General features: G+C 69.8%; 17 protein-coding genes and 1 pseudogene. 7 read left to right on the top strand and 11 right to left on the bottom strand.

Annotation, left to right across the window (positions count from 1 at the left end):
• The coding region (locus VF794_RS00980) for an ATP-binding protein (RefSeq protein WP_331106787.1) at nucleotides 1-2,563 on the bottom strand (2,563 nt) is incomplete at its 3' end.
• A 289-nt stretch (nucleotides 2,564-2,852) separates the two neighbouring features.
• Here VF794_RS00980 and VF794_RS00975 point away from each other — a divergent pair.
• The gene (locus tag VF794_RS00975; RefSeq protein WP_331106785.1) at nucleotides 2,853-3,314 is read left to right on the top strand and encodes a hypothetical protein; all 462 of its coding nucleotides are present in this window, start codon (nucleotides 2,853-2,855) and stop codon (nucleotides 3,312-3,314) included.
• Nucleotides 3,315-3,512: 198 nt separating this feature from the next.
• On the opposite strand, the gene VF794_RS00970 is transcribed toward VF794_RS00975, so the two are convergent.
• From VF794_RS00970 to VF794_RS00955, 4 genes are all read right to left on the bottom strand, one after another.
• Nucleotides 3,513-7,697 (bottom strand): hypothetical protein, encoded by a 4,185-nt coding sequence (locus tag VF794_RS00970; protein WP_331106783.1) that lies wholly within the window; start codon nucleotides 7,695-7,697, stop codon nucleotides 3,513-3,515.
• Nucleotides 7,698-7,705: 8 nt separating this feature from the next.
• Entirely contained in the window at nucleotides 7,706-8,659 is a 954-nt protein-coding gene (locus tag VF794_RS00965; protein WP_331106781.1) for a hypothetical protein, read from the bottom strand.
• Between the two features lie 145 nt (nucleotides 8,660-8,804).
• A complete protein-coding gene (locus VF794_RS00960; protein WP_331106779.1) occupies nucleotides 8,805-10,502 on the bottom strand; it encodes an OmpA family protein in 1,698 nt (565 codons plus the stop codon).
• Nucleotides 10,503-10,522: 20 nt separating this feature from the next.
• Complete coding sequence (locus VF794_RS00955; RefSeq protein ID WP_331106777.1) at nucleotides 10,523-10,855, bottom strand: DUF4398 domain-containing protein; 333 nt, start codon at nucleotides 10,853-10,855, stop codon at nucleotides 10,523-10,525.
• Between the two features lie 160 nt (nucleotides 10,856-11,015).
• On the opposite strand from VF794_RS00955, the gene VF794_RS00950 reads away from it, so the two are divergent.
• Both VF794_RS00950 and VF794_RS00945 read left to right on the top strand, forming a co-directional pair.
• On the top strand, nucleotides 11,016-12,002 hold the full coding sequence (locus VF794_RS00950) for a HEAT repeat domain-containing protein (protein WP_331106775.1): 987 nt from the start codon (nucleotides 11,016-11,018) through the stop codon (nucleotides 12,000-12,002).
• The gene (locus VF794_RS00945) at nucleotides 11,999-12,916 is read left to right on the top strand and encodes an N-acetylmuramoyl-L-alanine amidase-like domain-containing protein (protein ID WP_331106773.1); all 918 of its coding nucleotides are present in this window, start codon (nucleotides 11,999-12,001) and stop codon (nucleotides 12,914-12,916) included. The genes VF794_RS00950 and VF794_RS00945 overlap by 4 nt, the downstream gene beginning before the upstream one ends.
• Before the next feature lie 55 nt (nucleotides 12,917-12,971).
• On the opposite strand, the gene VF794_RS00940 is transcribed toward VF794_RS00945, so the two are convergent.
• Nucleotides 12,972-13,415: a hypothetical protein gene (locus VF794_RS00940; RefSeq protein WP_331106771.1), complete on the bottom strand. Its 444-nt coding sequence runs from the start codon at nucleotides 13,413-13,415 to the stop codon at nucleotides 12,972-12,974.
• 58 nt (nucleotides 13,416-13,473) lie between these two features.
• Complete coding sequence (locus VF794_RS00935) at nucleotides 13,474-13,830, bottom strand: response regulator (protein WP_331106769.1); 357 nt, start codon at nucleotides 13,828-13,830, stop codon at nucleotides 13,474-13,476.
• Nucleotides 13,831-13,983: 153 nt separating this feature from the next.
• Here VF794_RS00935 and hpf point away from each other — a divergent pair, with 153 nt between their 5' ends.
• The 3 genes from hpf (at nucleotide 13,984) to VF794_RS00920 (ending at nucleotide 17,468) form a co-directional block, all read left to right on the top strand.
• Nucleotides 13,984-14,328 carry a ribosome hibernation-promoting factor, HPF/YfiA family gene (gene hpf / locus VF794_RS00930; RefSeq protein ID WP_331106767.1) on the top strand — a complete coding sequence of 115 codons (345 nt, stop codon included), beginning with the start codon at nucleotides 13,984-13,986 and terminating at the stop codon, nucleotides 14,326-14,328.
• Nucleotides 14,329-14,456: 128 nt separating this feature from the next.
• Nucleotides 14,457-16,475, top strand: coding sequence for an MXAN_5187 family protein (locus VF794_RS00925; RefSeq protein ID WP_331106765.1), 2,019 nt, complete (start codon nucleotides 14,457-14,459; stop codon nucleotides 16,473-16,475).
• Nucleotides 16,476-16,580: 105 nt separating this feature from the next.
• Nucleotides 16,581-17,468: an NAD(P)-dependent oxidoreductase gene (locus VF794_RS00920; RefSeq protein ID WP_331106764.1), complete on the top strand. Its 888-nt coding sequence runs from the start codon at nucleotides 16,581-16,583 to the stop codon at nucleotides 17,466-17,468.
• A 15-nt stretch (nucleotides 17,469-17,483) separates the two neighbouring features.
• Here the strand turns inward: VF794_RS00920 and VF794_RS00915 are convergent, their stop codons facing one another.
• A complete protein-coding gene (locus VF794_RS00915; protein ID WP_331106762.1) occupies nucleotides 17,484-18,305 on the bottom strand; it encodes a slipin family protein in 822 nt (273 codons plus the stop codon).
• A 322-nt stretch (nucleotides 18,306-18,627) separates the two neighbouring features.
• On the opposite strand from VF794_RS00915, the gene VF794_RS00910 reads away from it, so the two are divergent.
• On the top strand, nucleotides 18,628-19,902 hold the full coding sequence (locus VF794_RS00910) for a DEAD/DEAH box helicase (protein ID WP_331106760.1): 1,275 nt from the start codon (nucleotides 18,628-18,630) through the stop codon (nucleotides 19,900-19,902).
• A 197-nt stretch (nucleotides 19,903-20,099) separates the two neighbouring features.
• On the opposite strand, the gene VF794_RS00905 is transcribed toward VF794_RS00910, so the two are convergent.
• The 3 genes and pseudogenes from VF794_RS00905 to VF794_RS00895 form a co-directional block, all read right to left on the bottom strand.
• Nucleotides 20,100-21,749, bottom strand: coding sequence for a sensor histidine kinase (locus VF794_RS00905; protein WP_331106758.1), 1,650 nt, complete (start codon nucleotides 21,747-21,749; stop codon nucleotides 20,100-20,102).
• The gene (locus VF794_RS00900; RefSeq protein ID WP_331106756.1) at nucleotides 21,746-23,119 is read right to left on the bottom strand and encodes a peptide ABC transporter substrate-binding protein; all 1,374 of its coding nucleotides are present in this window, start codon (nucleotides 23,117-23,119) and stop codon (nucleotides 21,746-21,748) included. Before VF794_RS00900 ends, VF794_RS00905 begins: the two co-directional genes overlap by 4 nt.
• Nucleotides 23,116-23,640: pseudogene (locus tag VF794_RS00895) on the bottom strand (VCBS repeat-containing protein); the annotation flags it as partial. The gene VF794_RS00900 and the pseudogene VF794_RS00895, both read right to left, overlap by 4 nt.

The raw sequence follows: 23,640 nt of genomic DNA, 5'->3' as shown, positions 1-23,640 counted from the left end.
CGCCGCGCCCGTCGCCATTACGAGCCCACCGGATCTCCCGGCCCACATGCGTCGCCTCGACCTCCTCCAGGACGCTCTGGATGAGCTTGTGAAGGTCCATCGCCCGGCGCTCGATGCGGAGCCCCCCCGCCAGGCGCGCCTGGGTGAAGTCGAGCAGGTCTCGAATCATCCGGTTGGCGCGCTCGGCCGAGGACTGGATGCGCACCACGCTCTTCGTCTGTCGCTCGCTCAGCTCCTCTCCGCGCAGGAGGCCGGTGACGCCGAGGAGGATGGCGCTCACGGGCGTGCGCAGGTCGTGGCTGACGATGCCGATGAGCTGCTGCTCGAAGTCGGCGCGGTGGCGCAGCGCCTCGGCGAGCGCCTCGGCATGCTGCTTGGCCTGGGCCGTCCTCACCGTGCCCTCGACGCGGGCCACCAACTCACGGGCGCTGAAGGGCTTCACCAGGTAATCATCCGCCCCCGCCGCGAGTCCCTCGACCGTCGCCTCCTCGCCCGCGCGCGCCGAGAGGAGGATGACGGGCACGGCGGCCGTCTTCGGATCTTCCTTGAGCTTGCGGAGAAGGCCGAAGCCGTCCAGGCCCGGCATCATCACGTCGGAGAGGACGAGGTCTGGTGGCCGGGCACGCGCGGCCTCCAGCGCCCGGGTGCCATTCTCCACCGCCTCCACCGTGTAGGAGCCCTCGAGGAGCCGGCGCACGTACTCGCGCATGTCGGCGTTGTCGTCCGCGAGCAGGATGTGGCCTCGGGGGGCCACCGGGGAGCCGCCCGGCCGCGCTCGGCCAGAACGGTGGGCGGCTGGGGGCGCCTCTGGCCCCGGGACCTGCCCCAGCCACCCTCGCGCTTCTTGGACGTAGGCCGCTGCGTCGGTGGCGGTGGATGCGAGGCGGGACGCGCCCTCCAAGCGCTCCTGGGGCAGGTGCGCGTTCCCGAAGGGCAAGGAGACGGTGAAGACGCTCCCCTTTCCCACCGCGCTCTCTACCCGCACCTCCCCCCCGTGCAGCCGCACCAGCTCCTGCACCAACGCCAGGCCGATGCCGCTCCCCTCGTAGCTTCTCCCCTTGGCACCCTTGACCCGGTGGAAGCGCTCGAAGATGCGCGGGAGTTCCTCCTTGGGAATGCCCGTGCCGGTGTCCCGGACCGAGAGTTCCGCCCGCCCGTCCTTCGCCCGCAGGGCCACGGCAATCTCCCCCTCGAAGGTGAACTTGAAGGCATTGGAGAGGAGGTTGAGGACAACCTTCTCCCACATCTCCCGGTCCACCCACACGGCTTCCGGGAGGGGGGCGCACTCGACCCTCAGCCAGATGCCGGCCTTCTCGATGGCGGAGCGGAAGGCGCTGGCCAGGTCCGTGGTGAGGCTGGCGAGGTCGGTCGGTACATAGGAGGCCTGCACCCGGCCCGCCTCGATGCGGCTGAAGTCCAACAGCGTGTTGACGAGCTTCAACAGCCGCAGGCAGCTCCGGTGAGCGAGCTCCTGGCGCTCGCGGTGCACCGGAGGCAGCGGGTGGTCCTGGTCCGCCAGACCGTCTTCCAGCGGCCCGAGCATCAACGTCAGGGGCGTGCGGAACTCATGGCTCACGTTGCTGAAGAACGCCGTCTTCGCGCGGTCAATCTCCGCGAGGGCCTCGGCACGCTTCTTCTCCTCCTCGTAAGCCTTCGCCGTGGAGATGGCCGTCGCCAGTTGTCCGGCAACGAGGCCCAGGAAGCCGCGGTAGCTCTCATCGAGCGCGAGGTGAGGGCTCGGGCCGACGACGAGGACGCCCGCCGCGCCCTCCTGACCCGGTGAGGCGATGGGAAGGACCAGGGCGCGCTCGGGAGGGAGCTTTCCGCGGGGCACCTCGACCGTCGCGGGCTCTCCTCGCTCGAGGACCCGGAACAAGACGCCGTCGAAAAGCCCTCCTGCCGAGGCGGCGGGCACCTCTTTCGGAGCGGAGAAGTGCTCCACGGCCTGCCCACTCGTGCCACTGAGCAGCAGTCGTTTCTTGTCGCCGAGATAATAGATGAGCGCGAAGGGCACATCCCTCGGATTCCTCGACAGCACGTCCGCCGTGACCCTGGCGGTGTCCTTCACTCCGCGCACATGGGAGACCTCACTGCCGAGCTCCCGCAGCGTTCGCAGGCGGCGCTCGCCGAGGACCCTCGTGGTGGTCTCGCTGACGGCGGTGAAGACGCCGTCGACGCTTCCACGCTCACCGCGAATGGGGCTGTACGAGAAGGTCCAGTACGTCTCCTCGGAGAAGCCGTTCCGGTCCATCAGGAGGAATTGGTCCTCCGACCAGGTGGGAATTCCCGACTCGATGACCTGCATCATCATCGGGCCGAGGAGATGCCAGGCCTCGGGCCAGAGCGTCGCCGCCGGAGCACCCAACACGCGCGGATGCTTGGCCCCGAACGAGGGCCGGTACGCATCATTGTAGAGGGTGATGAGGCTCGGTCCCCAGAACACCACCATGGCGAATCGAGAGTTGAGGCAGACGTCCACCGCCGTCAGGAGACTCTGAGGCCACGTCTCGATGGGACCGAGTTCCGTCCTGCTCCAGTCGTGCGCGCGAACGAGCGCGCCCATCTCCCCCCCGCCCACGAGGAGATCTGCGGCGTCACGCCCTGGGCTGTTCACTCCGGTCTCCATTCATGGCCTCGCCACCTCATGAACTCCTTGCTTGCTCGGCAAGTCGCCTACCAGGGGGGGCGAGTGCCCTTACCTGCCGCTCGGTGATCTCAACAGTGCGCACCTCTCGCCCACGGTGCTTGTTGCTGGCCAGGGTGGGTACCCAGCGCCTCCCTCCGCCTGCCGAAAAGCCTTGAAGACATGCCTGCCTGGCAACTGTTCCGGCGTGCTGACATAGGCTGGGAACGTGGTTCCTCTGAAGACCTGGGTCCTCGTGGCGGTACTCCTGGGCGCGTTCACGGGGCTCGCCCTTCCGCACGGCTCCGGCGCGAAGGAGTCTCCGGCGCTCCAGAAGCAGGGCCCCTCGGTCGTCGTCCACGGCGCGCACGTCGTGCACCTGTCCCAGGACGGGAAGGTGCATGCCTGGCGCACCAAGGACCTGGGCGCCGACCCGGAGTACGCCCGGGTGCTCGCGAGCCAACCGCTGCGGTTGCTCGCCACGGGCAGAGGCCAACTCTGGGGCACGGACCTCGCGCGCGTGTATCGATGGTCCGAGGAGTCGCGCACGTGGAAGCCCGAGTTCCAGCTCCCCGCGAGCACGGAGCCCGCGATCGCTCTGGCGGTCGTGGGGGGGACAGTCCGGTGGTCGTGTACACGTCACGCGTGGTGGAGGCCCGGACGGGCAAGGTCCATCCGCCTTCCACGTTGAAGGACGCGGCCGTCAAGGTGTTCCCCACCCTGGCCGTCCAGGCCTCGGGGACGCATGTCTGGGTGGGGACGGGCTACGGGGAATGGGGCGGCGCCCGGATGCCACCGTCGAGCGGGCGTATCCGAAGCTCGACTCGAAATACCTCCAGACGGTCGCCTGGGACGATGGGCCCCCTCTCCTGGACTCACGGCTCGACGACTACCAGAACTTCACCTTCTTGATGGCCTTCTTGGTGGTCTTCTGGGCGGTCTTGCCCACGTCCTTGGCGACGTTCTCGACGGCCTTGGTCGCCTGGTTCACGCCCTTGTTCATGCTGTTGGCGAGGTCCGCGGCTTCCTTCGCGCTCTTGCCGTAGACGTCCCGGAACACCTTGGAGGTGTCGTTGACCCCGTCCACGATGCCGTCCTTGACGGCGTTGGCCCACCGGGTCGAGTCCTTGAACACCTCGCGCAGCGCCTCCTCGACCTTCTTGGCCATGATGTCGGGCAGCTTCGTGAACACGTCGGGCTTCACGTCGACCTTGAACTTGCCAAGGTTCACGTGCTGGCCCGCGAAGTCGAAGCTGGACTCCAGCTCGATGCTGGCGCCACCCGCGTCGACGACGGTGGTCCACTTCGTATTGCCCGCGCCGTCGTGGAGGGCGAAGTTGCCGTTGCCCTCGAGCTGGAGCTTCGTGACGCCCTGGCCGTTGGTGTTGGTGGCCCAGATCGGGCCGTTGGGGGTGTAGATCACGAGGTTCCCGTCACTCTGGAAGCTCACCGAGCTGCCGCCCCGACCCGCGGTGTTGGAGGCCCACAGCGGCTCCCAGCTCGTACCGGTCGTCTTGTAGAGCACCAGGTTGCCGTCGCTCTGGAAGACGAGCGTGGCGAGCTCGTTCGAGAGCAGCGTCTCACCCCCGCGCCAGGACTTGCCCGTCCCGACGCTCACGCTCCTGGCCGGGTTGCTGATGTCGATGTCGACCTCGACCTCGAGCTGGGTGTTGACCTTCACCTTGCCGAGCGCGCCGAGGTCGACGCTGCCGACGCCCACCTTGACCCGGCCGTTGGCGCCAATGCCGCTCATGCCGAAGCGCGCGTCGAGGTCGAAGTGCACGCCCGGCACGAGCTGCCCGACGAGCTCGAAGTCGATTCCCTGCTCCGTCAGGCTGGCGTAGAGACCCTGCTTGACGCCGAGCATCGTGAGGGTGCCGTTGACGTAGACGTGCGGGTTGCGCAACTGCTCCACCGCGTTGTCGGGCTGCTGGAACGTCGACATCGAGAGCTTCGGCCCTCCGCCACCTTGCAGCGCCGAGATCGAGAACACCTTCTCGTCGAGGATGACGATCTTGTCCATCTGCCCCTGGACGGAGATGCCCTTGTTCGCGGCGATATCGATCGTCGCCGCGGCACGAAAGCCGAAGAACTCGACGGCGCCGTTCAGGTAGTAGCCCTGCGGGAAGGGGATGGAGCCGATCATCGTGCGCTGCGGCGCGAAGTAGAACTGCGCCTCCACTGACACCTCGATGTCGTTCCCCCTCTTGACGAGCGAGTAATGGCGCATCTTCGTCAGATCCGTCAGGTGCCAGACGGCGCCGGGCTTGTTGGTGCAGAGGAGCACCTGCTCGGACGAACCCGGGAGCCGCACCTTGCCGGACGAGGCGAAGGCCTCGGAGATCTTCGCGATGTCTCGGTTGTCGAGCTCGTCGGTGAGGTCACCCGGGAGCTTGAATTGATGTGTTCCCTTGACGTTGACGGTCTTGAGGACGTTGTCGACGCTCGAGGGAACGAGGCCTCCGAGCAGCGTATCCGCCACGTCTTTCAGCGACAGCGCGCTGACGGAGCCGGCGACCAGGCTCTTCGAGGGATTGGTGCTATCGAAGAAGACCGCGACGGAGGACTGGAACTTCTTCACGTCGAGGGTGGCGGCGATGCCGAGGCTCGGAAGGCCACCCCAGTTGATGCCGATCGCGAGGGCGAGGTTCGACAGCTTGAAGACCTTCAGATCGACGGGCGCCGAGCCCTTCAGGGTGCCCGAGACGAACGCGCCCGTGGGGACGAACGCCATCGTCGTGTCGAAGGTCTGCGGCTGACCTTGGATGTCGAGCTTCATGCTGCCCGCCAGGAACCAGCTCGGCGTGGGAGTCGTGGTGGTCCCGTACGAGGTCATCAAGCCGAACTCGCAGGACATCGGCTGTCCCAGGATCTTGGCGTCCCGCCGGACGAACAGCCGGATCTTGTCCGTGCCGACCTGAAGCGTCGTTCCCAGCGTGCCACCATCGAGCCCCAGGAACTTCGCGAGCAGGTTCTGCGTCTTGTCCCGGGTGTCGATGCGCCACTGGGCGAAGAGATTGAGCCCGGCGCGGAGCCCCCCCGCTTGTGAGGGCAGGGCGACATTGCCCGTGTTGAGCACGGGGTTCTGGAACTTCGCGACGTCCGGGAACTGGAACTTCGCGTTGTCGTAGCTCGCCACGATCAGCGTGAGCTTCTCGAGGTTGACCAGCTTCTCGACGGCCGCGAGCGCTCCGAGCCCCGGCAACGCGGAGGCCCTGGCCGCGCCGAGATCCATGCCCGCCGCGAAGCCCCACGTGCCGGCGCCGACGTTCTGGGCCTCGAAGGCGAAGGTACCCAGGCCGTCGACCCGGGTCGCGAGCTGGAAGCGCAGGCTCCCGTTCTGCTCCTCGATGAGGATGTCCGAGCTCGGCAGCGTGAGGTCGAAGCCGGCCGGGAGCTGGAGCTCCTGGTTCGTGAGGGTGGTGCGCAACTGGCTGAGCGAGAGCTTGTCGGTGGTCGCCCGGATGACGAAGCTGCCAGGAATGGCATACGCCATCGCGAGCTTCACATCCTTGCCGAAGCCGATGTTGCCGCGGAACATGCCCTGGACCGGACCGGAGCCGGGCACCAGGAAGTCGAACAGGAGCTCACTGATCTCGAGCTTCCCGGGCCCGAGGGCGAGCTTCCAGCTCGCGGGTCTCTGCGCCAGGGCACCGGACAGCTGGAGTCCCGCCGGGTCGATCGAGACGCGGAGATCGTCGACCGTCAGGTCCGAGGGCGGAGGGACCGAGGGCAGATAGGTCTTCATGAGCTGCTTGAGCGGCAGGGTCTCCTGGTTCTTCAGCTTGCCGGCCAGGAAGAAGCCACTGGAGTTCTTGGTGGCCTTGACCTCGACAGGCACACCTTCGATCTCGGCCGTGCCGAAGACGTCGGCGGAGAAGCTCGGGCGGCCCCCGATCCCCAGGGGATTGACCACGTTGAATCGGAGGCCGATGTCCGTGGCTTCCACATGATCTCCCCAGATGCGCCAGCGGCAGCCGGGCACGCCAATGGTCATACTCGCCCAGGAGAGGTAGAGCCCTTGCGTCCCGGCGGACAGCGAGAATGCGAGATCCTGGAGCGAGAGCTTGTTCAGGGCCTTCAGGGTGCTCGTCAGGGAATCGGGCAGGTCCGACGAGAGTTCGTGGGCGCCCGTGAGATCGGCGAGCTGCGCGAGGTTGCCGATCGAGAACCCCTTGCAACGGGCCTCGATGAACGCGGAGGCCTCCGCGCGGCGCGCCTTGTCCTGCACGAGCGTCTGCGTGGTGCCGATCACCTCGACGGAGAGGCCGGCGCTGGGAATGTCGAGGGTACCCGTGAGGGCCGTGAGCGGATCGAAAACCTCGTCGACCGCCTGCCACTCGGAGGAGAGGGGGCTGAAGATCCGGTACTTCGTGTCCTGGAGCTTCAGCTTGCCGAGAGAGAACGCGACGCCGAGGGGCGCCTGCAAGGAGATGCCAGGCAGGGCGGCCTCGACCTCCCAGGGGTAGGTCCGCGTCGTGCCGAGATTCTTGGCGAGGCTCGGCACGGGCATGTCCGTCTCATCCACCGGAACCCGGATGCTCCCGTAGAGAGGGAGGGTGGGCATTCCTCCGACCACGCCATCGAGCACGCCGATGAGCCCGGTGGGACTCATCTGCCCGACGAAGGAGAGCCCTGCCTCGAGTCCTGCCTGGGTGGTCGCGTCCGTGTGCGCGTGGCTGGCCACGACGAGGTAGGCCTCGAGGAGTGTGAGCGTGTCCAGGTGCGGGGGAATGTCCGGGAACGACGTGGAGAACTTCCACGCGCTCATCGAGCCGGAGCGGTCCCTCAGGGTGTAGGTGATGATCGCGTGGGCATTCCCCCGCGCGTCGAGCGAGAACACGGCCCTCACGGGCAGGTTTGGCACCGAGAAGTAATCCGCCCGCCCGGCGATCTGGATGACGCCGTTCTTCCCGTCCGTCATCACCTCCGCGTTGTTGATCTGGAGTTGCTTGCCCTGCTGGAGGTAATACCGACTGATGAAGTCGGCGAAGCTCCCGGACAATGTCCGCGTGCCGATCGTGACCAGCGTCCCCGTGGGAGTGAGAGCGTTCTCGAGGTCTTGGAAGTTCATGTTCGTTCTCAGTTCTGGGGGAAGTCCACGAACGGCGAGACGTTCTGGGAGGGAAGAGCCTCGTAGTTCTTCGCGAACTCACCGGGATCGACGCGGTCACACATGAGCACGAGCAGCTTGTTGATGCTCATGCTGCGGTAGTGCGGGTTCTCCGGTACGCCGGTCAGCGCCGAGTAGTCCGCACTGGGAAGCTCCCCGTTCAGCATTTCCTTGAGGGGCGTGAGCACGTACTGCTCGAACTCACTCCAGATGAGCGCACGGCCTCCTCCGAGATTCCTGGTCACCTCGTCGAAGCTCGTCACGCCCCGAGCAATGTCCGACTGGCGCTTTTCCTGCGCTTGAAGCTTCGTACTTTTGTACTGGAACTTGCGGCCTTTGAGGGGCTTGATCATCTCGAAGTACGAGTCCAGGTTGAGCTTCAGGTAGCTGTTTTCATCTCCGGCGGTTCGCAGGAAATCGGAGAGCCGGTAGACGCTCTCGTACGCCTGGTAGACCCGGAACCGTGGGAGGTTCGTCCCTTTCGAGTTCTGGTCGCGGACATCGGTGAGCGGGACCCGCTCGACGGCGAACGTGTGCACGCCCTTCACCGGGAAGAACTTGAATTGCACCACGCCGTTGCCGGGAAGCTGGCACCAATCGATCATCGCCTGCTCGAACTGAGCGCCGGCGTTCCTCCTGAAGCACCAGGCGCGGTCCCTGCCCCCGGCGGCCGCGCTCTCGTACGCCTGTCCCGTGCTCACCGCCGCCTTCATGGCCTCGATGCGCGTGATGCCCGCGGCGATCATCATCACGACGCACGCATTGAGGTCGCAGATCGTGTTGGCCTGGTCCAGCCGCTGCTCCTGGGGCAGCTCGTTGGCCTTCAGGCGGTAGAGCTGTTCATAGACCTTGAACGTCTTGGCGCTCTCGAGCGGGGCGCTTGCCAGCTTCTTGGCAAGGGGCAGCAGACCATTGAAACGCATGGCGAATCCCTTCTTCCTTCCAACGGAAGATGAGACCCGCGACGGGTGCTGCTCGGGCAAGGCGCGAATAAAAAAGGAAAAGGGTGCTCGCGGCCTCTCGGACGCGGCACCCTCTCCTGGACTCCCTCCCGGTGGGGGAGGGGGGCTACTGCTCGACGATGTTGAACTCGGTGCGGCGGTTGTCCGCGCGCCCCTTCGCCGTCGCGTTGTTGCCGATCGGCTTCTCCTCACCGAAGCCCACGGCCTCCATCCGGCCCGGGTCGATGCCGCGCTTGAGCAGCTGTGCCATCACCGAGTCCGCCCGCGCCTGCGACAGCCTCAGGTTCGCCAGATCCTTGCCCAGCGAGTCCGTGTGGCCCTCGATGCGAATCTTCTTGATCATCGGCATGTCGCGCAGCACCTGCGCCACGTCATCGAGGATGGCGAAGCTCTCCTTGCCGATGATCTTCGCCGAGCCGGACCCGAACTTGATCTGCTTCTTGATCTCGATCTTGTCCTTCTTGACGACGACCATCTTGTACTTCTTGGCGCACCCGCGCTCGTCCTTGACGCCGGGCTCCTCGGGGCACACGTCCACGCGGTCCGGGATGCCGTCGTTGTCCTTGTCCGGATCCGGGCAGCCGCGCATCTCCTTGGGGCCGGCCTGCTCCGGGCACACGTCCTGCCGGTCCACGAGGCCATCGCCGTCCTTGTCCGTGTCCGGGCAGCCGCGCGTCTCGTTGGGGCCGGCCTGCTGCGGGCACAGGTCGAGCCGGTCGACGAGGCCGTCGCTGTCCGTGTCCGGGTCGGGGCAGCCGCGCATCTCCTTGGGGCCGGGCTGGTCCGGGCACACGTCCTGCCGGTCCATCGTGCCGTCGCCGTCCTTGTCATCGTCCGGGCAGCCCGCGTTCTCCAGCGGACCGGCCTTCAGCCCGCAGCGGTCGAGGCCATCGGGCACGCCGTCGGCGTCGTTGTCGAGGTCCGGGCAGCCGTCCTCGTCCTGGAAGCCGTCCTTGTCCTCGGGCTCCTCGGTGCACTTGTCCTGCGAGTCCTCGACGTTGTCCCCGTCCTTGTCGGTGCGGGGGCAGCCCAGGTTGGGGATGGGGCCCGAGGCGTCGGGGCACTTGTCCGCGCTGTCGATGAGGCCGTCCTGGTCGTTGTCGGCCTCGGGGCAGCCGTCCGAGTCCTCGAAGCCGTCCTTGTCCTCGGCCACGTCGCGGCACTTGTCCTGCCCATCGAAGATGCCGTCGCTGTCGGTGTCGCGGGGCGCCTCCTCCGGGCAGCCCTGGTTGGACAGCGGGCCCTGCGTCAGCGGGCACTTGTCATTGCCGTCCAGCACCCCGTCCCGGTCGTTGTCCGGCTCGGGGCAGCCGTCCGAGTCCTCGAAGCCGTCGCGGTCCTCGGAGCGGTCCGGGCACGGGTCGTCCTTGTCGGAGATGCTGTCGCCGTCGGAGTCCTTCTCCTCGATCCGCACCACCACCTGCTGGGGCGGCTTGGGGGTGGTGTCCCCCGGCGTGGTGGGCTGCTGGGTGGTGGGCGAGGTGGGGCGGGTCGGCGTCTCCTTCACCGTCACCCGCGGGGGCGCGCAGTTCTTGGAGAGCTCCAGCGCCTGCTTGATGGCGGTCTCCGCGGTGCGGATGTGCTCGGAGGCGCGGTAGCTGGTGCCCTGGCTGAGCTCACCGCGGGCGAAGTCGAGGTGGGCCTCGGCGGTGGCGAGCTCCACCGGGGCGCAGCGCAGGGCGCCACTGCGGTGGGCGCGCTCGATGTCGGCCTTGATGACGTCGGAGGACGCGCGGACCTTGTTGCCGCTCACACAGGCGGTACACACCAGGAGCAGCGAGGAGGCGATGAGAAGACGTCGCATCGGTAGGGGGTTCTCGCGGGTCAAGGGTTGGGGGCGGGGGTGGCGGGGCCAGCCGCTTCGTCGACGGTGGCGTTGGCGTTGGCCATGGCTTCTTCACGGGCCTTGGTGGCGGAGCGGGAGGCCTTCTCCGCGAAGTCCACACCGGCCTGGTAGTCGGAGTAGCTGACCTCCTCGCGGGCCTTGCGGATGTAGAGGTTGGCCTTCGTCCACTCGTAGGGCGCGAGCTTTTCGGCGCCGGCCGTGCGGGCGGCTTGAATCTGCACCTCGGCGTCCAGGAGGTGCGAGGTGGACCTCACGGGGCCGCATCCGGCGAGCACTCCCGCCGCAGCCACCAGTGCCAGGAGTCGCTTCATGGGAGGGGCCTCGGGATAAGGGCTGGAATACACTGGGACTGGTCGTATCAATCGCCTCGGGGAGGGTCAAGAATCGGGCACTCCCACATCCGCGAGGGAGGGAGCGGGCCTGGGCGGGGTTTTTGACAGCCTCGTGGCGGGCTTGTCATCGTGCCGGCCCGTGCGCACCCTGCCCGCCTGCCTGCTACTCGTTCTCGCACTGTCCACCCAGGCCACCCAGGCCGCCCCGCCCTCCGTGCAGAAGCGCCTGTCGCGGCGCGCGGAGACGGGCCAGCTCGTGGAGCAGATTCTGGAGGGGAGCCTGCCGGTGCCCACCGCCCTCTCGCGTCTGCGCCTGCTCCGGGATGAGGCCCATGCGGCGGGGGCCCTCATCCGGGCCCTGCCCGACCTGACGGACCCGCGGCGGCTACGGGACGTGACGGCGGTGCTGGCCGGGCTGGAGACGCGCTCGGCCGAGCCTGCCCTGGTGGAGCTGGCCGGGCACCCGGACGGGGCGGTGCGAATGTACGCGGTGCAGGGCCTGGGTCGGCTGCGCAGCCACCGTGTGGAGGTGCTGCTGCCGTTGCTGGGGGACAAGTCCGTGGGGGTGCGTCGGGAGGTGGCCCGAGCCCTGGGCGCCTCGCGCAACCCCAAGGTGGGCAAGGCGCTGCTCGACGCGGCGCGCACGGAGGGGGACCCGCAGGCGCGCGTGCTGCTGCTGGAGGCGGTGGGCGCCTCGGGTGACAAGAAGCAGGCGCCGGCCCTCAAGACCTTCCTCGATGACAGCTCGGAGAGCTCCCGCTTCGCCGCCGCGCGCGGGCTGTGCCTGCTGGGCGCTGCCGAGGGCTTCGCCTTCGCGCGCAAGCTGCTGGCCTCGGAGGACAAGCACGTGCGCCGCCAGGGCGTGGCCCTCTACGAGGGGCTGCCCGTGAAGCTGTCCCAGGCCGCGCTCCGCCCGCTGCTGGAGGACAAGGATCGCACCCTCGCGGCCAGCGCGGCCCGCATCCTCTACCAGGGGGGCGACAAGACGATGCTCTCGTGGCTGGTGCTGGCCTCGTGGAACGCCCAGGGCGAGGAGAAGCTCACCTATGAGAAGGAACTGGAGACGCTCCAGCTCGCGGACGACGAGCGCAAGGCGCTGCTGCGCAAGGCGGGGATGGTGAAATGAAGGCGCTCGTCCTGGTCACGGCGCTGCTGGCCCACGCGCCCGCCACCGCAACCCCACAGGCCACGGCCACGCCCGCCGTGGCGACGCGCAAGACGGCGGCGCCGGTGGTGTGGGCCTCGCTCTCCGCGCAGGAGCGTGCCGCCTTCATCTCCGGGGAGGCCGCTCTTCCCCTGCGCGACAGGTTGTTGCGCGTGAGCGAGCGGTTCCTGGGTACCCCCTACATCCACTCTCCGCTGGGGGAGGGGAGCGGGGTGGATCCGGATCCCACCTTCCGGTTGGACGCCGTGGACTGCCTCACCGTCGTGGAGCAGGCGCTGGCCATGAGCATGGCCACCTCCGACGCCGAGGTGCCGGGGTTGCTCAACCGCCTGCGCTACGCGAGCACCCCCACGTACGAGGACCGCAACCACCTGATGGAAGCCCAGTGGCTGCCCAACAACCAGCGCAAGGGCTTCCTGGTGGACGTGACGCGGCACTACGGCGGGGAGGACACGGTGCGCGTGCAGAAGACGCTCACCCCGGTGACGTGGACCTCTCGCTCCTCGCTGGCGCTGGGGCTGCCCAAGGCGCGCCAGCCGCGGGGCACCTACGGGCTGAACATGATTCCGCTGGACCGGGTGCTGACGCATGCGCGCAAGGTGCCCTCGGGCACCATCCTCGTGGTGCTCCGGGACGACCTGCCGCTCAAGGCCACGCGGGTGACGCACCTGGGCTTCGTGGTGCAGAAGGGCCGGCGCACCTGGCTGCGGCACGCCCGGCGCGGCGCCGACAACAACGGCCGGGTGGTGGATGAGGATCTGGAGACCTTCCTCGCGCGCAACGCGAAGTACGACAAGTGGAAGGTCTCCGGCGTGAGCCTCTACGAGCCTCGCCACCCCGACGCGGGCGGTGGCGAGCTGGTGCGTTCTCCTTGAGCGCCTCACTCGTCGTCGACTACGAGTGGCCCTACCTTCAGACGTCCGGAGCCCCCTAAAGGGCGCTGTGGGGCGGGGCGGTGGCCTCCGTCTCGAGCTCTTCCTCCTCGGCGGCTCGGGCGGCCTCGTCGGAGGTGTCGTCCAGTTGGGCCTTCTCCTGGGCCAGCAGCTCAATGGCTCGTCCCAGGTGCTCCTCGCCGACCATGATCTCCCACCAGGGCTCCAGTGCCCCCGTGGTGAGCACGTCCACCGAGCCCGTGCGGCGTGGCCGGCAGAAGACGGGAATCCGTTCCTTCTCCAACAGCGCCACGAAGTCATCCGCGGTGAGCGGATCCTCCGCGGTGGCCGCTCGGACGAACTTCCGGGTGTCCTGCTCTCCGGACACGGCGATGTGACGTTGGCGCAGGGCCTCGGCGTCCACCAGCATGCTGCCCGGGCAGTCCGCACACTCCCTCACACCCTCCTGGTACTCGGAACCGCACTGCAAGCAGTACCTCATCGTGCCTCCCTCCAGGACAACACCCTGGCAACCAGGCCCGAAATTAGCACGCGCCGTCTCAGTGCCTGGCTGCTTCCCCGAGGCTTCCGACCGCGGCTGACAACCGTTCGACATCAATGGGCTTGCGCAGCACCACGTCGCACCAGTCCGAGTCCACGTTGGTGTAGCCGGAGACGAGGATGACCCCGGCCTTGGGCTGGCGGGTCTTCACCTCGTGGGCGAGTTCGGTGCCGCACATTCCGGGTAGCGACTCGTCGGTGATGACCACGTCGGGGTGGTCATCCTCGAAGGCCCTCAACCCGGTGAGACCGTCTGGCGCCGTGATGACGTCGAAGTCCACCTCGAGGATTTCCGCGAGGAGTTCCCGGCTGTCGCCGTCGTCCTCGACCAGCAACACCTTGATTCGCTCTCCCATGCGACATGTTGAACGCGGGAGTCCCGCGGAAACATCCGGGGCGGCTGGGCGCTCCGCTCCAAGCCTGGAGGGCTGGCGAGGAGGCATGGAGGAAGAGCCGCTACCGAACGCTTCAGGGCTGAGCATCTTCGAGAAGCCAAGGGAGGTGACGCCATGAAGGTGTTGATGCGAGGAGTCCACCTGGATTTGAACGACGCGTTGCGTGACTACGCCAACCAGCATCTGGTGGAGCCCATCGCGAAATACATCGACGACGAGGCGACCGAAGTCGACATCGCGCTGGTGGATATCAATGGGCCGAAGGGCGGCGTGGACCAGGAGTGCCGGGTGACCGTGCGGATGCCGGGTTTCTCGGGTATTCACATCACGGAGACGGCGGAGACGATGTTCCAGGCGATCGACGCGACGCGCGACCGGCTGGAGAAGACCATCACGAGGACCGTGGAGAAGCGTCGGGAGGCAAGCAGCCAGGGCCTTCCCGAAGACGTGCGCTTCTAGCGCGCAAGCGGAGCCCGGACCCCTCGCCTGGTGTCCGGGCTCCCAGGCGGTGCTCTCCCGATTCTTGCTGGCCCCGAGCGGTGGACGCTATAAGCGGAGACCCCTCACCCCCGGGCTAAAGGACGGCGATGGTCCGCCTCAAGTTCTTCCTCTTCGCACTCCTGGTCCTCGGACTTGGACTGGCTCATCTCCCCCTGGTCTCGGGACCGCTGAGTGCCCGCGCCACGGAAGGCGCTCCCGCACAGACGTTGGCGGCCATCTCCGAGGTGGCCCGGGCGCTGGAGTCCCGTCGGCCCATCGTGCAGGCCCTGGCGCTGAAACTGGCGGCGAGCGCCGACGTGGCCGCCGCGGTGCAACCCGTGGTGGTGCCGCTGCCCAAGGGCAAGGGCATCCGCATCGAGGAGCCGCCTCTCGGCGATCGCTTCGCCGGCCTGCGCGCCGCCAGCAAGGAACTGGTGCCCGAGGCCCTGCGGGGCTCCGTCGTCCTCGCGCTGGCCACCCAGGACGGGGCGTCGCTGTACGCGCGCGCCGAGGGCGAGCCCGTGTCGGACGCGACGCTCGATGTGCAGGCGCTGCTGAAGGCCGGTGGCGACGGCCTGGTGGTGGACGCCTTCGACGTGCCTCACGTCTTCTTCTCCGTGCCCGTGCTGTGGAACCCCGAGGGCGGCCGCTCGCAGGTGGCCGTGACGCTGGTGGTGGGTGCCCCGCTGGAGCTGGACGCTCGGGCCCTGGAGTCCGCGGCCATGTCCTCCGGCGTCGCCGCGCTCGCGCTGCTCAAGGGCGACAAGGTGCTGGCCAGCGCCGGCCCGCAGCAGGAGCTCGTCGCCGAGGCCCTCCAGGCCGTGCCGGTGGGCCAGACCGGGCGCATGGTGCAGCGCGGCAGCGTGGGCGGGCTGCTCGCCCAGCTGCCCCAGGTGAAGCTGCCGCTGCTCACCCACCCGGAGGACCGCCTGGGCGGTGATGCGCCGCTCGCGCTGGGCTCGCGCCGGGCGCTGGAGGGTGGCTATGAGGTGGTGGCTGTCGCCAGCGTGCGGCCCTTCATGGTCGCGCTGGCGGACTACCAGCGGAAGGCCCTCTTCGGGCTGGTGGGCCTGCTGGGCGTCTCCCTGGTGTGGACGCTGGTGATGGGCTCGGGCAAGGCCGCCGCGGCCGGGGCCCCCGCCAAGGCCAAGGAGGAGAAGAAGGATAAGAAGGGCAAGAAGGGTCAGGAGGACGAGGCCCAGGCCTCGGTGCCCGCCGCCCCGGCTTCGCTCCCGCTCTCCGCCCAGCCCCTGCCGGAGCCGCCCGTGCCGGGCCCGGACGACTTCCCCTTCCCGGCGTCTCCCGCCCCCCCACAGTCCACCCCTCCGCTCGAGGAGGCCTTCCCGTTCCCGCCCGCCCCGGCGGCGGACCCCTTCACGGCGGCTCCGGCTCCGGGCTCGGGCCCCTTCTCGTTCCCCCCGGCGGACCCGTACGGCTCGCCCACGGTGCCGGGCAAGGATCCGTTCGCCGGGCTGAGCGCGGATGCCCTCCCGTTCCCCCCGCTGCCCGCCTCGGAGCCCTTCCCGCCCCGGGGTCCGAACGTGGCGTCGGCGGCCCAGCGTGGCGCGTTCGACTTCGAGGATCACCCCACGGCGGCCTACTCGCTCCAGCAGGCGGCGGATCCGTTCGCCGCGGCCTCCGCGCAGGCGGCCCCGCGGACCCCGGAGTTCGGCGCCGAGGACTCCGCGCCCGAGACGACCCGCGTGGCGGCCATCCCGCAGGAGCTGCTCGCGCGCTCGCTGCGTCCGACGACGACCGAGGTGCCCCTGCCGGGCTCGCGCCCGCCCGGGTACCCCGGCGTGGCCGCGCCCTCCTCGGTGCCCACGCCCGTCATGGGCACGGCGATGCCGGGCCTGGGCCTGCCTCCGCCTCCGCCTCCGCCCACGGGCAACCACGCGGTGGCCTTCTCCGAGGAGCATCACTTCCAGGAGGTCTTCCGCGAGTTCGCCGCCACGCGCAATGAGTGCGGTGAGCCCAACGACGGCCTGACGTACGACAAGTTCGTGGCCAAGCTGCGCAAGAACAAGGAGCAGCTCGTCCAGAAGTACGCCTGCAAGACGGTGCGCTTCCAGGTGTACGTGAAGGAGGGCAAGGCCGCCCTCAAGGCCACGCCCGTCAAGGACTGACGCGCGGCGCGGACGATTGTTGTCCAGAGGGCTCCAGGTCTCCGGACCTGGGGCCCTCGTCGTTTCCGCCTGCTAGCTCTGGGCCTCGCTTTCAAGGAGGCGCATATGAAGGTGGGCTTCATCGGTCTGGGGAACATGGGCCAGCCCATGGCGCGCAACCTGCGCGCGGCGGGGCACGAGCTCTCGGTCTACAACCGCTCACGTGACAAGGCCGAGCCGCTGCGCCAGCAGGGCGCTCGGGTCGCCGACTCGCCGGCGGACGCGGCGCGCGGTGCCGAGGTCGTCTTCACCATGCTCTCGGACGACCCCGCGGTGGAGGGCGTCGTCTTCGGGGAGTCGGGCCTGCTCGCCGGATTGGAGCAGGGGGCGCTCCACGTCTCGGGGAGCACCATTTCGGTGGGGCTCTCGGATCGGCTGGCCGAGGCGCACGCGAAGGCCGGGCAGCGGTATGTGTCGGCGCCGGTGTTCGGCAGGCCCGAGGCGGCCGAGGCGAAGCAACTCTGGGTGGTGGCCGCTGGCCCCCAGGCCGACGTGGCGCGGTGCCGGCCGCTGCTGGAGGCGCTCGGGCGCGGGCTCTCGGTGCTCGGGGAGAAGGCCTCCGAGGCGAACGTGGTGAAGCTCACGGGCAACTTCCTGATCGCCTCGATGATGGAGGCGCTCGGGGAGGCGTTCGCGCTCACGCGCAAGTCGGGCATCGAGCCCGCGGTGTTCCTGGAGCTGTTCCAGTCGGTGTTCGCGCGCTCGCCCATCTTCGAGCGCTACGCGGTGCTGATAGCGGGCGCGCGGTACGACCCGGCGGGCTTCAAGCTGCGGCTGGGGCTCAAGGACGTGCGGCTGGCGCTGGAGGCCGCCGGGGCGGCCGAGGTGCCGATGCCCCTGGCCAGCCTCCTGCAAGACCACTTCCTCGGCGGGGTGGCGCGGGGGATGGGCGAGCGCGACTGGTCGGCGCTCGGGGCGCTGGCGGCGGAGCGGGCCGGGCTCGACGAGAAGTGAGCCGGAGGAGCGCGCTCAGTCGGGCTCGGGCTCGGGTTCAGGTGGGCCTCGCGTGCCGGGGCGCTTGCGCGCGAGCGGTGTGAGTTCCGGGCCCACGCCCAGGACGAAGGTGTGGCCGGACGAGGTGCCCGCGCCCTCGAGCGTCTGGAGCATGCGCAGGTTCAGCAGCGACGGGTTCTGCTCCACCATCCTCGCCGCGTTGGCCAGGTGGCGCAGGGACGCCGACTCGCCGCGCGCCTTCTCCAGCCTGCCCTGGGCCTCCTTCCTGGCCTTGAGGGCCTCGGAGAACGCGCGCCGCAGGTCCGCCGGCAGCATCACGTCCTTGACCTCCACCGCCTCCACCGAGAGCCCGAACGCGCGCGCCTGCTCGGCCACCCGCTCGCGCATCCGCTGCCCCAGGTCGAGCCGCCCCGACACCAGCTCCTCCAGCGGGTGGCGGGCCACCTCCTCGCGCAGCGCGAGCTGCACCGTCAGGTAGAGCGCGTCCGTGTAGCTCTGCACGCGGTGCAGGGCCTGCTCGGGAGCCACCACGGTGAAGCGTGCCGCGACGCTCACCTTGAGGCCCACCTGCTCCTGGCTGAGCACCTCCTGGCCGGGCACGGTGAGGGAGCGCTGGCGCACGTCCACCTCCTGCGTGGTGTGTCCCCGTCGCCAGAACCAGTAGGCCCCGGGCGTCAGCACGCGCACGAAGCGGCCCTGACGGTAGAGCAGGGTGGCGAAGCCCTCGGGGACGATCACCTCGCGCACGAGCAGCTTGAAGGCCACCCAGCCCAGGGCACTCACCACCACCAGGAGGGGGAAGAAGCGGAGCAGGTCCATCGGAGGCACCTCGTTCACGAAAGACGTCCACCCCGGGGGCCCCGGCGGCACGGCGGGGGCTCCTCGCCCGCATGGCCGTTCCGCACGGTGCGTCTCGAAGACGCTGGCCCCCAGGGCAGCCGTTGGGGAGTCGAACCCCGGCCCTTACGGGCTTCCCAAGAGGGAGACCCCCACCCCAGGACACCCCCGGACCGATGTCCGCGGGCGCTGGAGAGGCCTCCCACGGGGCACGGACGCCCCCCGCCTGGTGGACCTGACAACGGGCGTCATTGGGTGAAGTGGGAGGCAGTGGGGCTCAGCTGGGAGTGCTCGGCAGGGCGGGCTGTGGTAGCCCCATGCCGTGAGCGACACCTTTGACCAGCTCGGCCTGTCTCCCGAGGCCCTCGACGCCGTGCGTCGTGCGCGCTTCTCGCGGCCTACCCCCATCCAGGCGCAGGCCATTCCCCCGGCGCTCCAAGGCCGGGACGTCATCGGCTGCGCCGCCACCGGCACGGGCAAGACGGCCGCGTACGTACTGCCCCTGGTGGAGCGCTTCGCCGGCCGCGAGGGGCCGCTGGGGCTGGTGCTGGCGCCCACGCGCGAGCTGGTGCAGCAGATCGCCGGGCCGGTGGGCTTCTTCGGGGAGTCGCGCGGCGTCACGCACGCGGTGGTCATCGGCGGCGAGGACATGGCGGCGCAGGCGGAGGCGCTCAAGCGCAAGCCCACGCTGGTGCTGGCCACACCGGGGCGGCTGGTGGACCTGCTGGACTCGGGCGTGGCGGCGTTTCCCCGCCTGGAGGCACTGGTGCTCGACGAGGCGGACCGGATGCTGGACATGGGCTTCCTGCCGCAGCTCGAGCGCATCCTCAAGGCACTGCCTCGTCGGCGGCAGACGCTGCTGTTCTCCGCGACGCTGGGCCCGGACGTGAGCCGCTTCGCCCGCGAGGAGCTGAACCGGCCGGTGCGCGTGGAGGTGACCCGGAGCGGCACTCCGGCCGAGCGCGCCGAGCAACGGCTGTATGTGGTGAAGCCGGAGGAGAAGTCCGCGCTGCTGCTCACGCTGCTGGCGCGGGACGAGGCGACGGCGCTCATCTTCACCCGGACGAAGGAGCGGGCGGACAAGGTGTACCAGGCGGTGGAGCGGGCGGGGTACCGGTGCACGGTGCTGCACGCGGACCGGACGCAGAACCAGCGCAACCAGGCGATGGAGGGCTTCCGGAAGGGCACGTATCGGTGCCTGGTGGCCACGGACATCGCGGCGCGAGGGCTGGACGTGGAGGACGTGGGCCACGTCATCAACTACGACCTGCCGCATGCGCCGGAGGACTACGTGCACCGCATCGGCCGCACGGCGCGCGCCAGTGCGAGCGGCGTGGCCTCGACGTTCGTCACATCGAAGGACCGGCAGATGACCGAGCGCATCGAGAAGATCATGCGGGGCGGCATACCCCGGGTGTCGGTGCCTCGCGAGGACCCCGTCTTCCGGGCCGAGGTGGAGCGACTTCAGGCCGCCCAGCGCGACCCGGGCCCACCGCAGAAGGACCAGGGCGCCCCCAAGAAGGAGCCAGGGCAGACGCCAGGGCGGCACGCGCGGTCTCACGGGAAGGGCCCGCGCTCGGGTCCGACGAAAGAGTGACGCTCGAGTTCCGGCTGCTTCTCCTCCCACGTGCAAAAGCTTCGGGAGCGTTTCGCCGATACCTGTCTGGTGACCCGTTGCAGGCTTTCGGATCTGCTCGAAGCGGCGCACATCTCTCCCTATCGAGGCGAGAAGGACAACCATCCCTCGAATTTTGGAATCACGCTGGAGGACGTTCCGAGCGGGCTTGCAGCGCCTCAGCGCTCGCGGGGCAGGGAGAGCGTGAAACAGGCGCCCTGGCCCAATTCACCACCCACGTCCAGCTTGCCGCCGTGCTCCTGGAGGATGCGTGCGGCAATCGCCAGCCCCAGGCCCGTGCCGCCTTCCTTCGTCGTGAAGTAGGGCTCGAAGACGCGGGCGCGGTGCTCGGGGGGAATGCCCGGGCCGCTGTCCTGCACCTCCACCACCGCCTCCCGCTCCGTGCCTCGCACGCGCACCCGCAGGTCCCCGCCTCCCCTGGCCATCGCCTCCTCGGCGTTCTTCACCAGGTTCACCAGCACCTGCGTCAATTGGTCCCGGTCCGCCTTCGCCACCACGCCCGGCTGTAGCTCCGAGTGGATGCGGATTCCCTCCGGTGGCGACGCGTAGAGCGACAGCACGTTCTGCGTGAGCTCGCCCAGGTCCACTGCCTCCAACTGCGGCTTGGGCAGGCGCGCGAACTGGCTGAACTCGTCGACAATCCGCCGCAGCCGGTCCACTTCCTCCAGCACCACCCCCGCGCTCTCGCGGAACAGCTCGGGGAAGCGCGAGTCCTTCGCGTCCTGCACCGCGATCAACGTCTCCAGCGACATACGGATGGGCGTCAGCGGGTTCTTGATTTCATGCGCCAGCCGCCTCGCCACCTCCTGCCACGCCGCCACGCGCTCGCTCGCCACCAGCCGCTCGGTGGTGGAGCGCAGCTCTGTCGTCATGTCGTTGAACGTCTTCACCAGCTCGCCCACCTCGCCCGTGGCCCGCACCTGCACTTGCACGTCCAGCGCGCCCTCGCCCACGCGCCTCGCGCCCGACGTCAGTGCCTCCACCGGCTGGGTGATGCGCCGGGCCATCAACAGCCCCAGCAGCACCGCGAGGCTCAGCCCCAGCCCCGCCAGCAGGAGGAAGGAGCGGAACACGCCCAGCGTGGCCTCGCGCTCGGCCGCCCGGCTGAAGACGAGCCGCACCGTGGCGGCCTCGCCCAGCGGCAGCACGCGCGCCACCGTGGGCGGTCGCACCTCGCCGGCCTTCGCCACCACATTGCCTTCGGACAGCAGCGACACCTCCGCCCCGGTGAGCCGTGACAGGTGCGCCGCCAGCCCCTGGTCCAGCAGAACCCCACCCACCGCCCACAGCCGCGAGTCCCCGTAGTCCACCGGCCTCGCCGTCACCAGCGCGGGCACCTCGCGCAGGCCCTCGTCCCCACGCACCGCCACCTTCACCGGCACGGGCTTGGGTGACTTCTCCCGGGTGACGGAGAAGAGCGCCGGGTCCGGGTCTCCCCGGCGCGCGGGCAGGTGCCCGGAGGACAGCGTCGTGCCCTTGCGGTCGAAGAGGGACAGCACCGTCAGGCCCCGGCTCTTCATCAGCGCCTGCGCCGTGTCCGCTCGGATGGCCCGGGCGGGGGACTCGCGGGCCTCGCGCGCCAGGTCCTCCAGGGCGGGGCTCTCCACCAGTTCCTCCACCGCCCGGCGCGCGTTGGCCGCGGCGCGCTCCAGGGCCTCCTGCGCGGAGGCGGTGGCGGCGTCCATGCGCGCGTCCAGCCCTCTTGAGAGGTTGGCGCGCAGCTGCGTCAGGGTGAAGGGCACCATCACCGCCAACGGCACCAGCGCCAGCAGGGCGAAGGCGAGCGCCAGTCGCGTCCTCAGCCTCATCTCCGGGCTCCCGGGACTCCCGTCACCGCTGCCTGGAGCCACGTGCCATCCAGCAGGGGCAGTCCCTGGGCATCGAAGGTGAGGCCCCCCACCTCCGGCGCCGAGCGCAGCGCGAGCCCCTGTGCGTAGAGGGGCAGCATCGGCACGGATGGCGCGAGCGCCAGGGCTCGCTCGCGCGCCTTCGCGTCCCTCGCCGCCGGATCCAACAGGGTGCCGATGCGCGGCAGCTCCACCCCCAGCAGGTCCTTCCGGCCCGCCGCGTCCAGCACCACGGCGAGCGCCGGGCCCGGCACGGGCGGCAGCAGCAGCGAGTGGAGCATCAGCTCGTAGTCGCCTCTCGCCCAGCGGGCGCGGAGCTCGGCGCGCGACAGCGGCTCCAGCGCCACGGCGTAGCCGCGCTCGTACAGCTTCACCTGGAGGCGCTCGGCCACTGCGCGCTGGTCCTCACTGCCCGTGTCATAGAGGAGCGTCACCTTGCGCCCGGCCTGGGCCGGAGGCGGCACGGGGCGCGCGCCCTGCGGCTGGGGCAGCAGCGCCGGAGGCAGCAGGTACGGCATGGGCACGGCTGGCCCTCGCACGAAGAGGCGCGTGAGGTCCTCCCGGTCGATGGCGCTCTCCACCGCCTGGCGGAAGTCCGACGGCACGCGTCTCGGCGACCACGCGAGATAGGTGGCGTACAGCGCCGCGCCGGAGGTGGTGCCCGCGTCGGGGAGGACGCCGAGCGCCACCTGCACCTCTTGCGAGGACCACAGGCGCGAGAGGCCGCGCTCATCGGTGGCGGTGAGGCGCAGCCGGTCCAGGTAGGGCCGGCCCTCGGTCCAGCCGAGCCGCGCCTCCACGGCGGTGGGTCCGGCGGGGGAGAAGGGGCCGAGCACGGCGGGGGAGGTGCGCGGCGGGGCGAGCGCGGGGTGGCACAGCGCGCGCTCCAGGTCCGGCCACGGGAAGGCGAGCACCAGCTCCAGGGAGTCCCCGGTGGCGGAGAGCTGCCGGCCCTCGGCGCGCAGCGGGAAGAGGAGGGCGCGGTAGGGCGAGGGCGCTTCGGGGCCGGTGAGCCGCGTCCATGCGCGGGTGAGTGCGTTGGCCTGCGCGGGCGAGGGCAGGGTGAGCCGCACCACTTGAGGGGAGGGGCGCGCCAGCTCCCGGGCGAGCGCGGGCAACGGATTTCCGTCCGGTGCCAGCCGGCAGACGGGCCGGGAGACGAGGCCGAGGAGGGTGGCCTCGGTGGGGGTGTCGGCGAGGGCCGGCTCTCCGGGCTCGGCGGGTCCGGTGTGCGCGAGGCGCAGTTCGCCTCCGTAGGGGAAGCGGCCAGCGGCGAGCGACGGTGCGGCGCCGAGGAGGAGGAGGCTGGCGAGGGCGAGGCGAAGCGTCATGGCGCACCCTGGCGCAGGAGGAAGAGTTCGCCGGTGCCGTCCGGTTTCGTGAGGCCCACCACCACCTCGCGGTACCTGTCCCCGTCCAGGTTGGCCGTCACCACCTGGAGGGCGCGACCGGCGGGGAGGGGCCCCTGCCAGAGGAGTTCGTGGATGGTGGGGTCGCTCCCGTTGGTCTTGAAGACGCGCAGGGCCTCCGGCGACGGTTGGAACTCGGGCGATGTGGTGAGCAGCTCCGGCGTCCCGTCCCCGTCCAGGTCCCCGAGCGCGCTGCCAGCGCCGAGGCCGGAGAGAGGCACGGGCGCCACCGAGGGGCGCGGGAAGAAGGAGGCGGTGCCATCCGGGTGGACGAGCAGGACGCGGGAGTGGGCGGAGCTGAAGGTGACGAAGCGGGCCGGCACGCCGGGCAGTACGGTGCCGCCGAGCCGCACCTCGGAGGTGAACGCCGTCTGTCCCGGCACGAAGCCACCGCGCGCCTCCGGGCCCAGGGGCACGGCATCGAGCCGGGCCACGGCGCGCAG

Source organism: Archangium sp. (genome assembly GCF_036389735.1).
GTDB lineage: Bacteria > Myxococcota > Myxococcia > Myxococcales > Myxococcaceae > Archangium.
This window is presented reverse-complemented; position numbering and strand designations above follow the sequence as displayed.

Bases quoted from the DNA above. Each gene is read 5' to 3' on its own strand.
- VF794_RS00920 (WP_331106764.1), top strand. From the start codon at position 16,581: ATGAAGGTGGGCTTCATCGGTCTGGGGAACATGGGCCAGCCCATGGCG.
- VF794_RS00900 (WP_331106756.1), bottom strand. From the start codon at position 23,119: ATGACGCTTCGCCTCGCCCTCGCCAGCCTCCTCCTCCTCGGCGCCGCA.
- VF794_RS00945 (WP_331106773.1), top strand. From the start codon at position 11,999: ATGAAGGCGCTCGTCCTGGTCACGGCGCTGCTGGCCCACGCGCCCGCC.
- hpf (WP_331106767.1), top strand. From the start codon at position 13,984: ATGAAGGTGTTGATGCGAGGAGTCCACCTGGATTTGAACGACGCGTTG.
- VF794_RS00925 (WP_331106765.1), top strand. From the start codon at position 14,457: ATGGTCCGCCTCAAGTTCTTCCTCTTCGCACTCCTGGTCCTCGGACTT.
- VF794_RS00955 (WP_331106777.1), bottom strand. From the start codon at position 10,855: ATGAAGCGACTCCTGGCACTGGTGGCTGCGGCGGGAGTGCTCGCCGGA.
- VF794_RS00935 (WP_331106769.1), bottom strand. From the start codon at position 13,830: ATGGGAGAGCGAATCAAGGTGTTGCTGGTCGAGGACGACGGCGACAGC.
- VF794_RS00905 (WP_331106758.1), bottom strand. From the start codon at position 21,749: ATGAGGCTGAGGACGCGACTGGCGCTCGCCTTCGCCCTGCTGGCGCTG.
- VF794_RS00965 (WP_331106781.1), bottom strand. From the start codon at position 8,659: ATGCGTTTCAATGGTCTGCTGCCCCTTGCCAAGAAGCTGGCAAGCGCC.
- VF794_RS00970 (WP_331106783.1), bottom strand. From the start codon at position 7,697: ATGAACTTCCAAGACCTCGAGAACGCTCTCACTCCCACGGGGACGCTG.
- VF794_RS00960 (WP_331106779.1), bottom strand. From the start codon at position 10,502: ATGCGACGTCTTCTCATCGCCTCCTCGCTGCTCCTGGTGTGTACCGCC.
- VF794_RS00940 (WP_331106771.1), bottom strand. From the start codon at position 13,415: ATGAGGTACTGCTTGCAGTGCGGTTCCGAGTACCAGGAGGGTGTGAGG.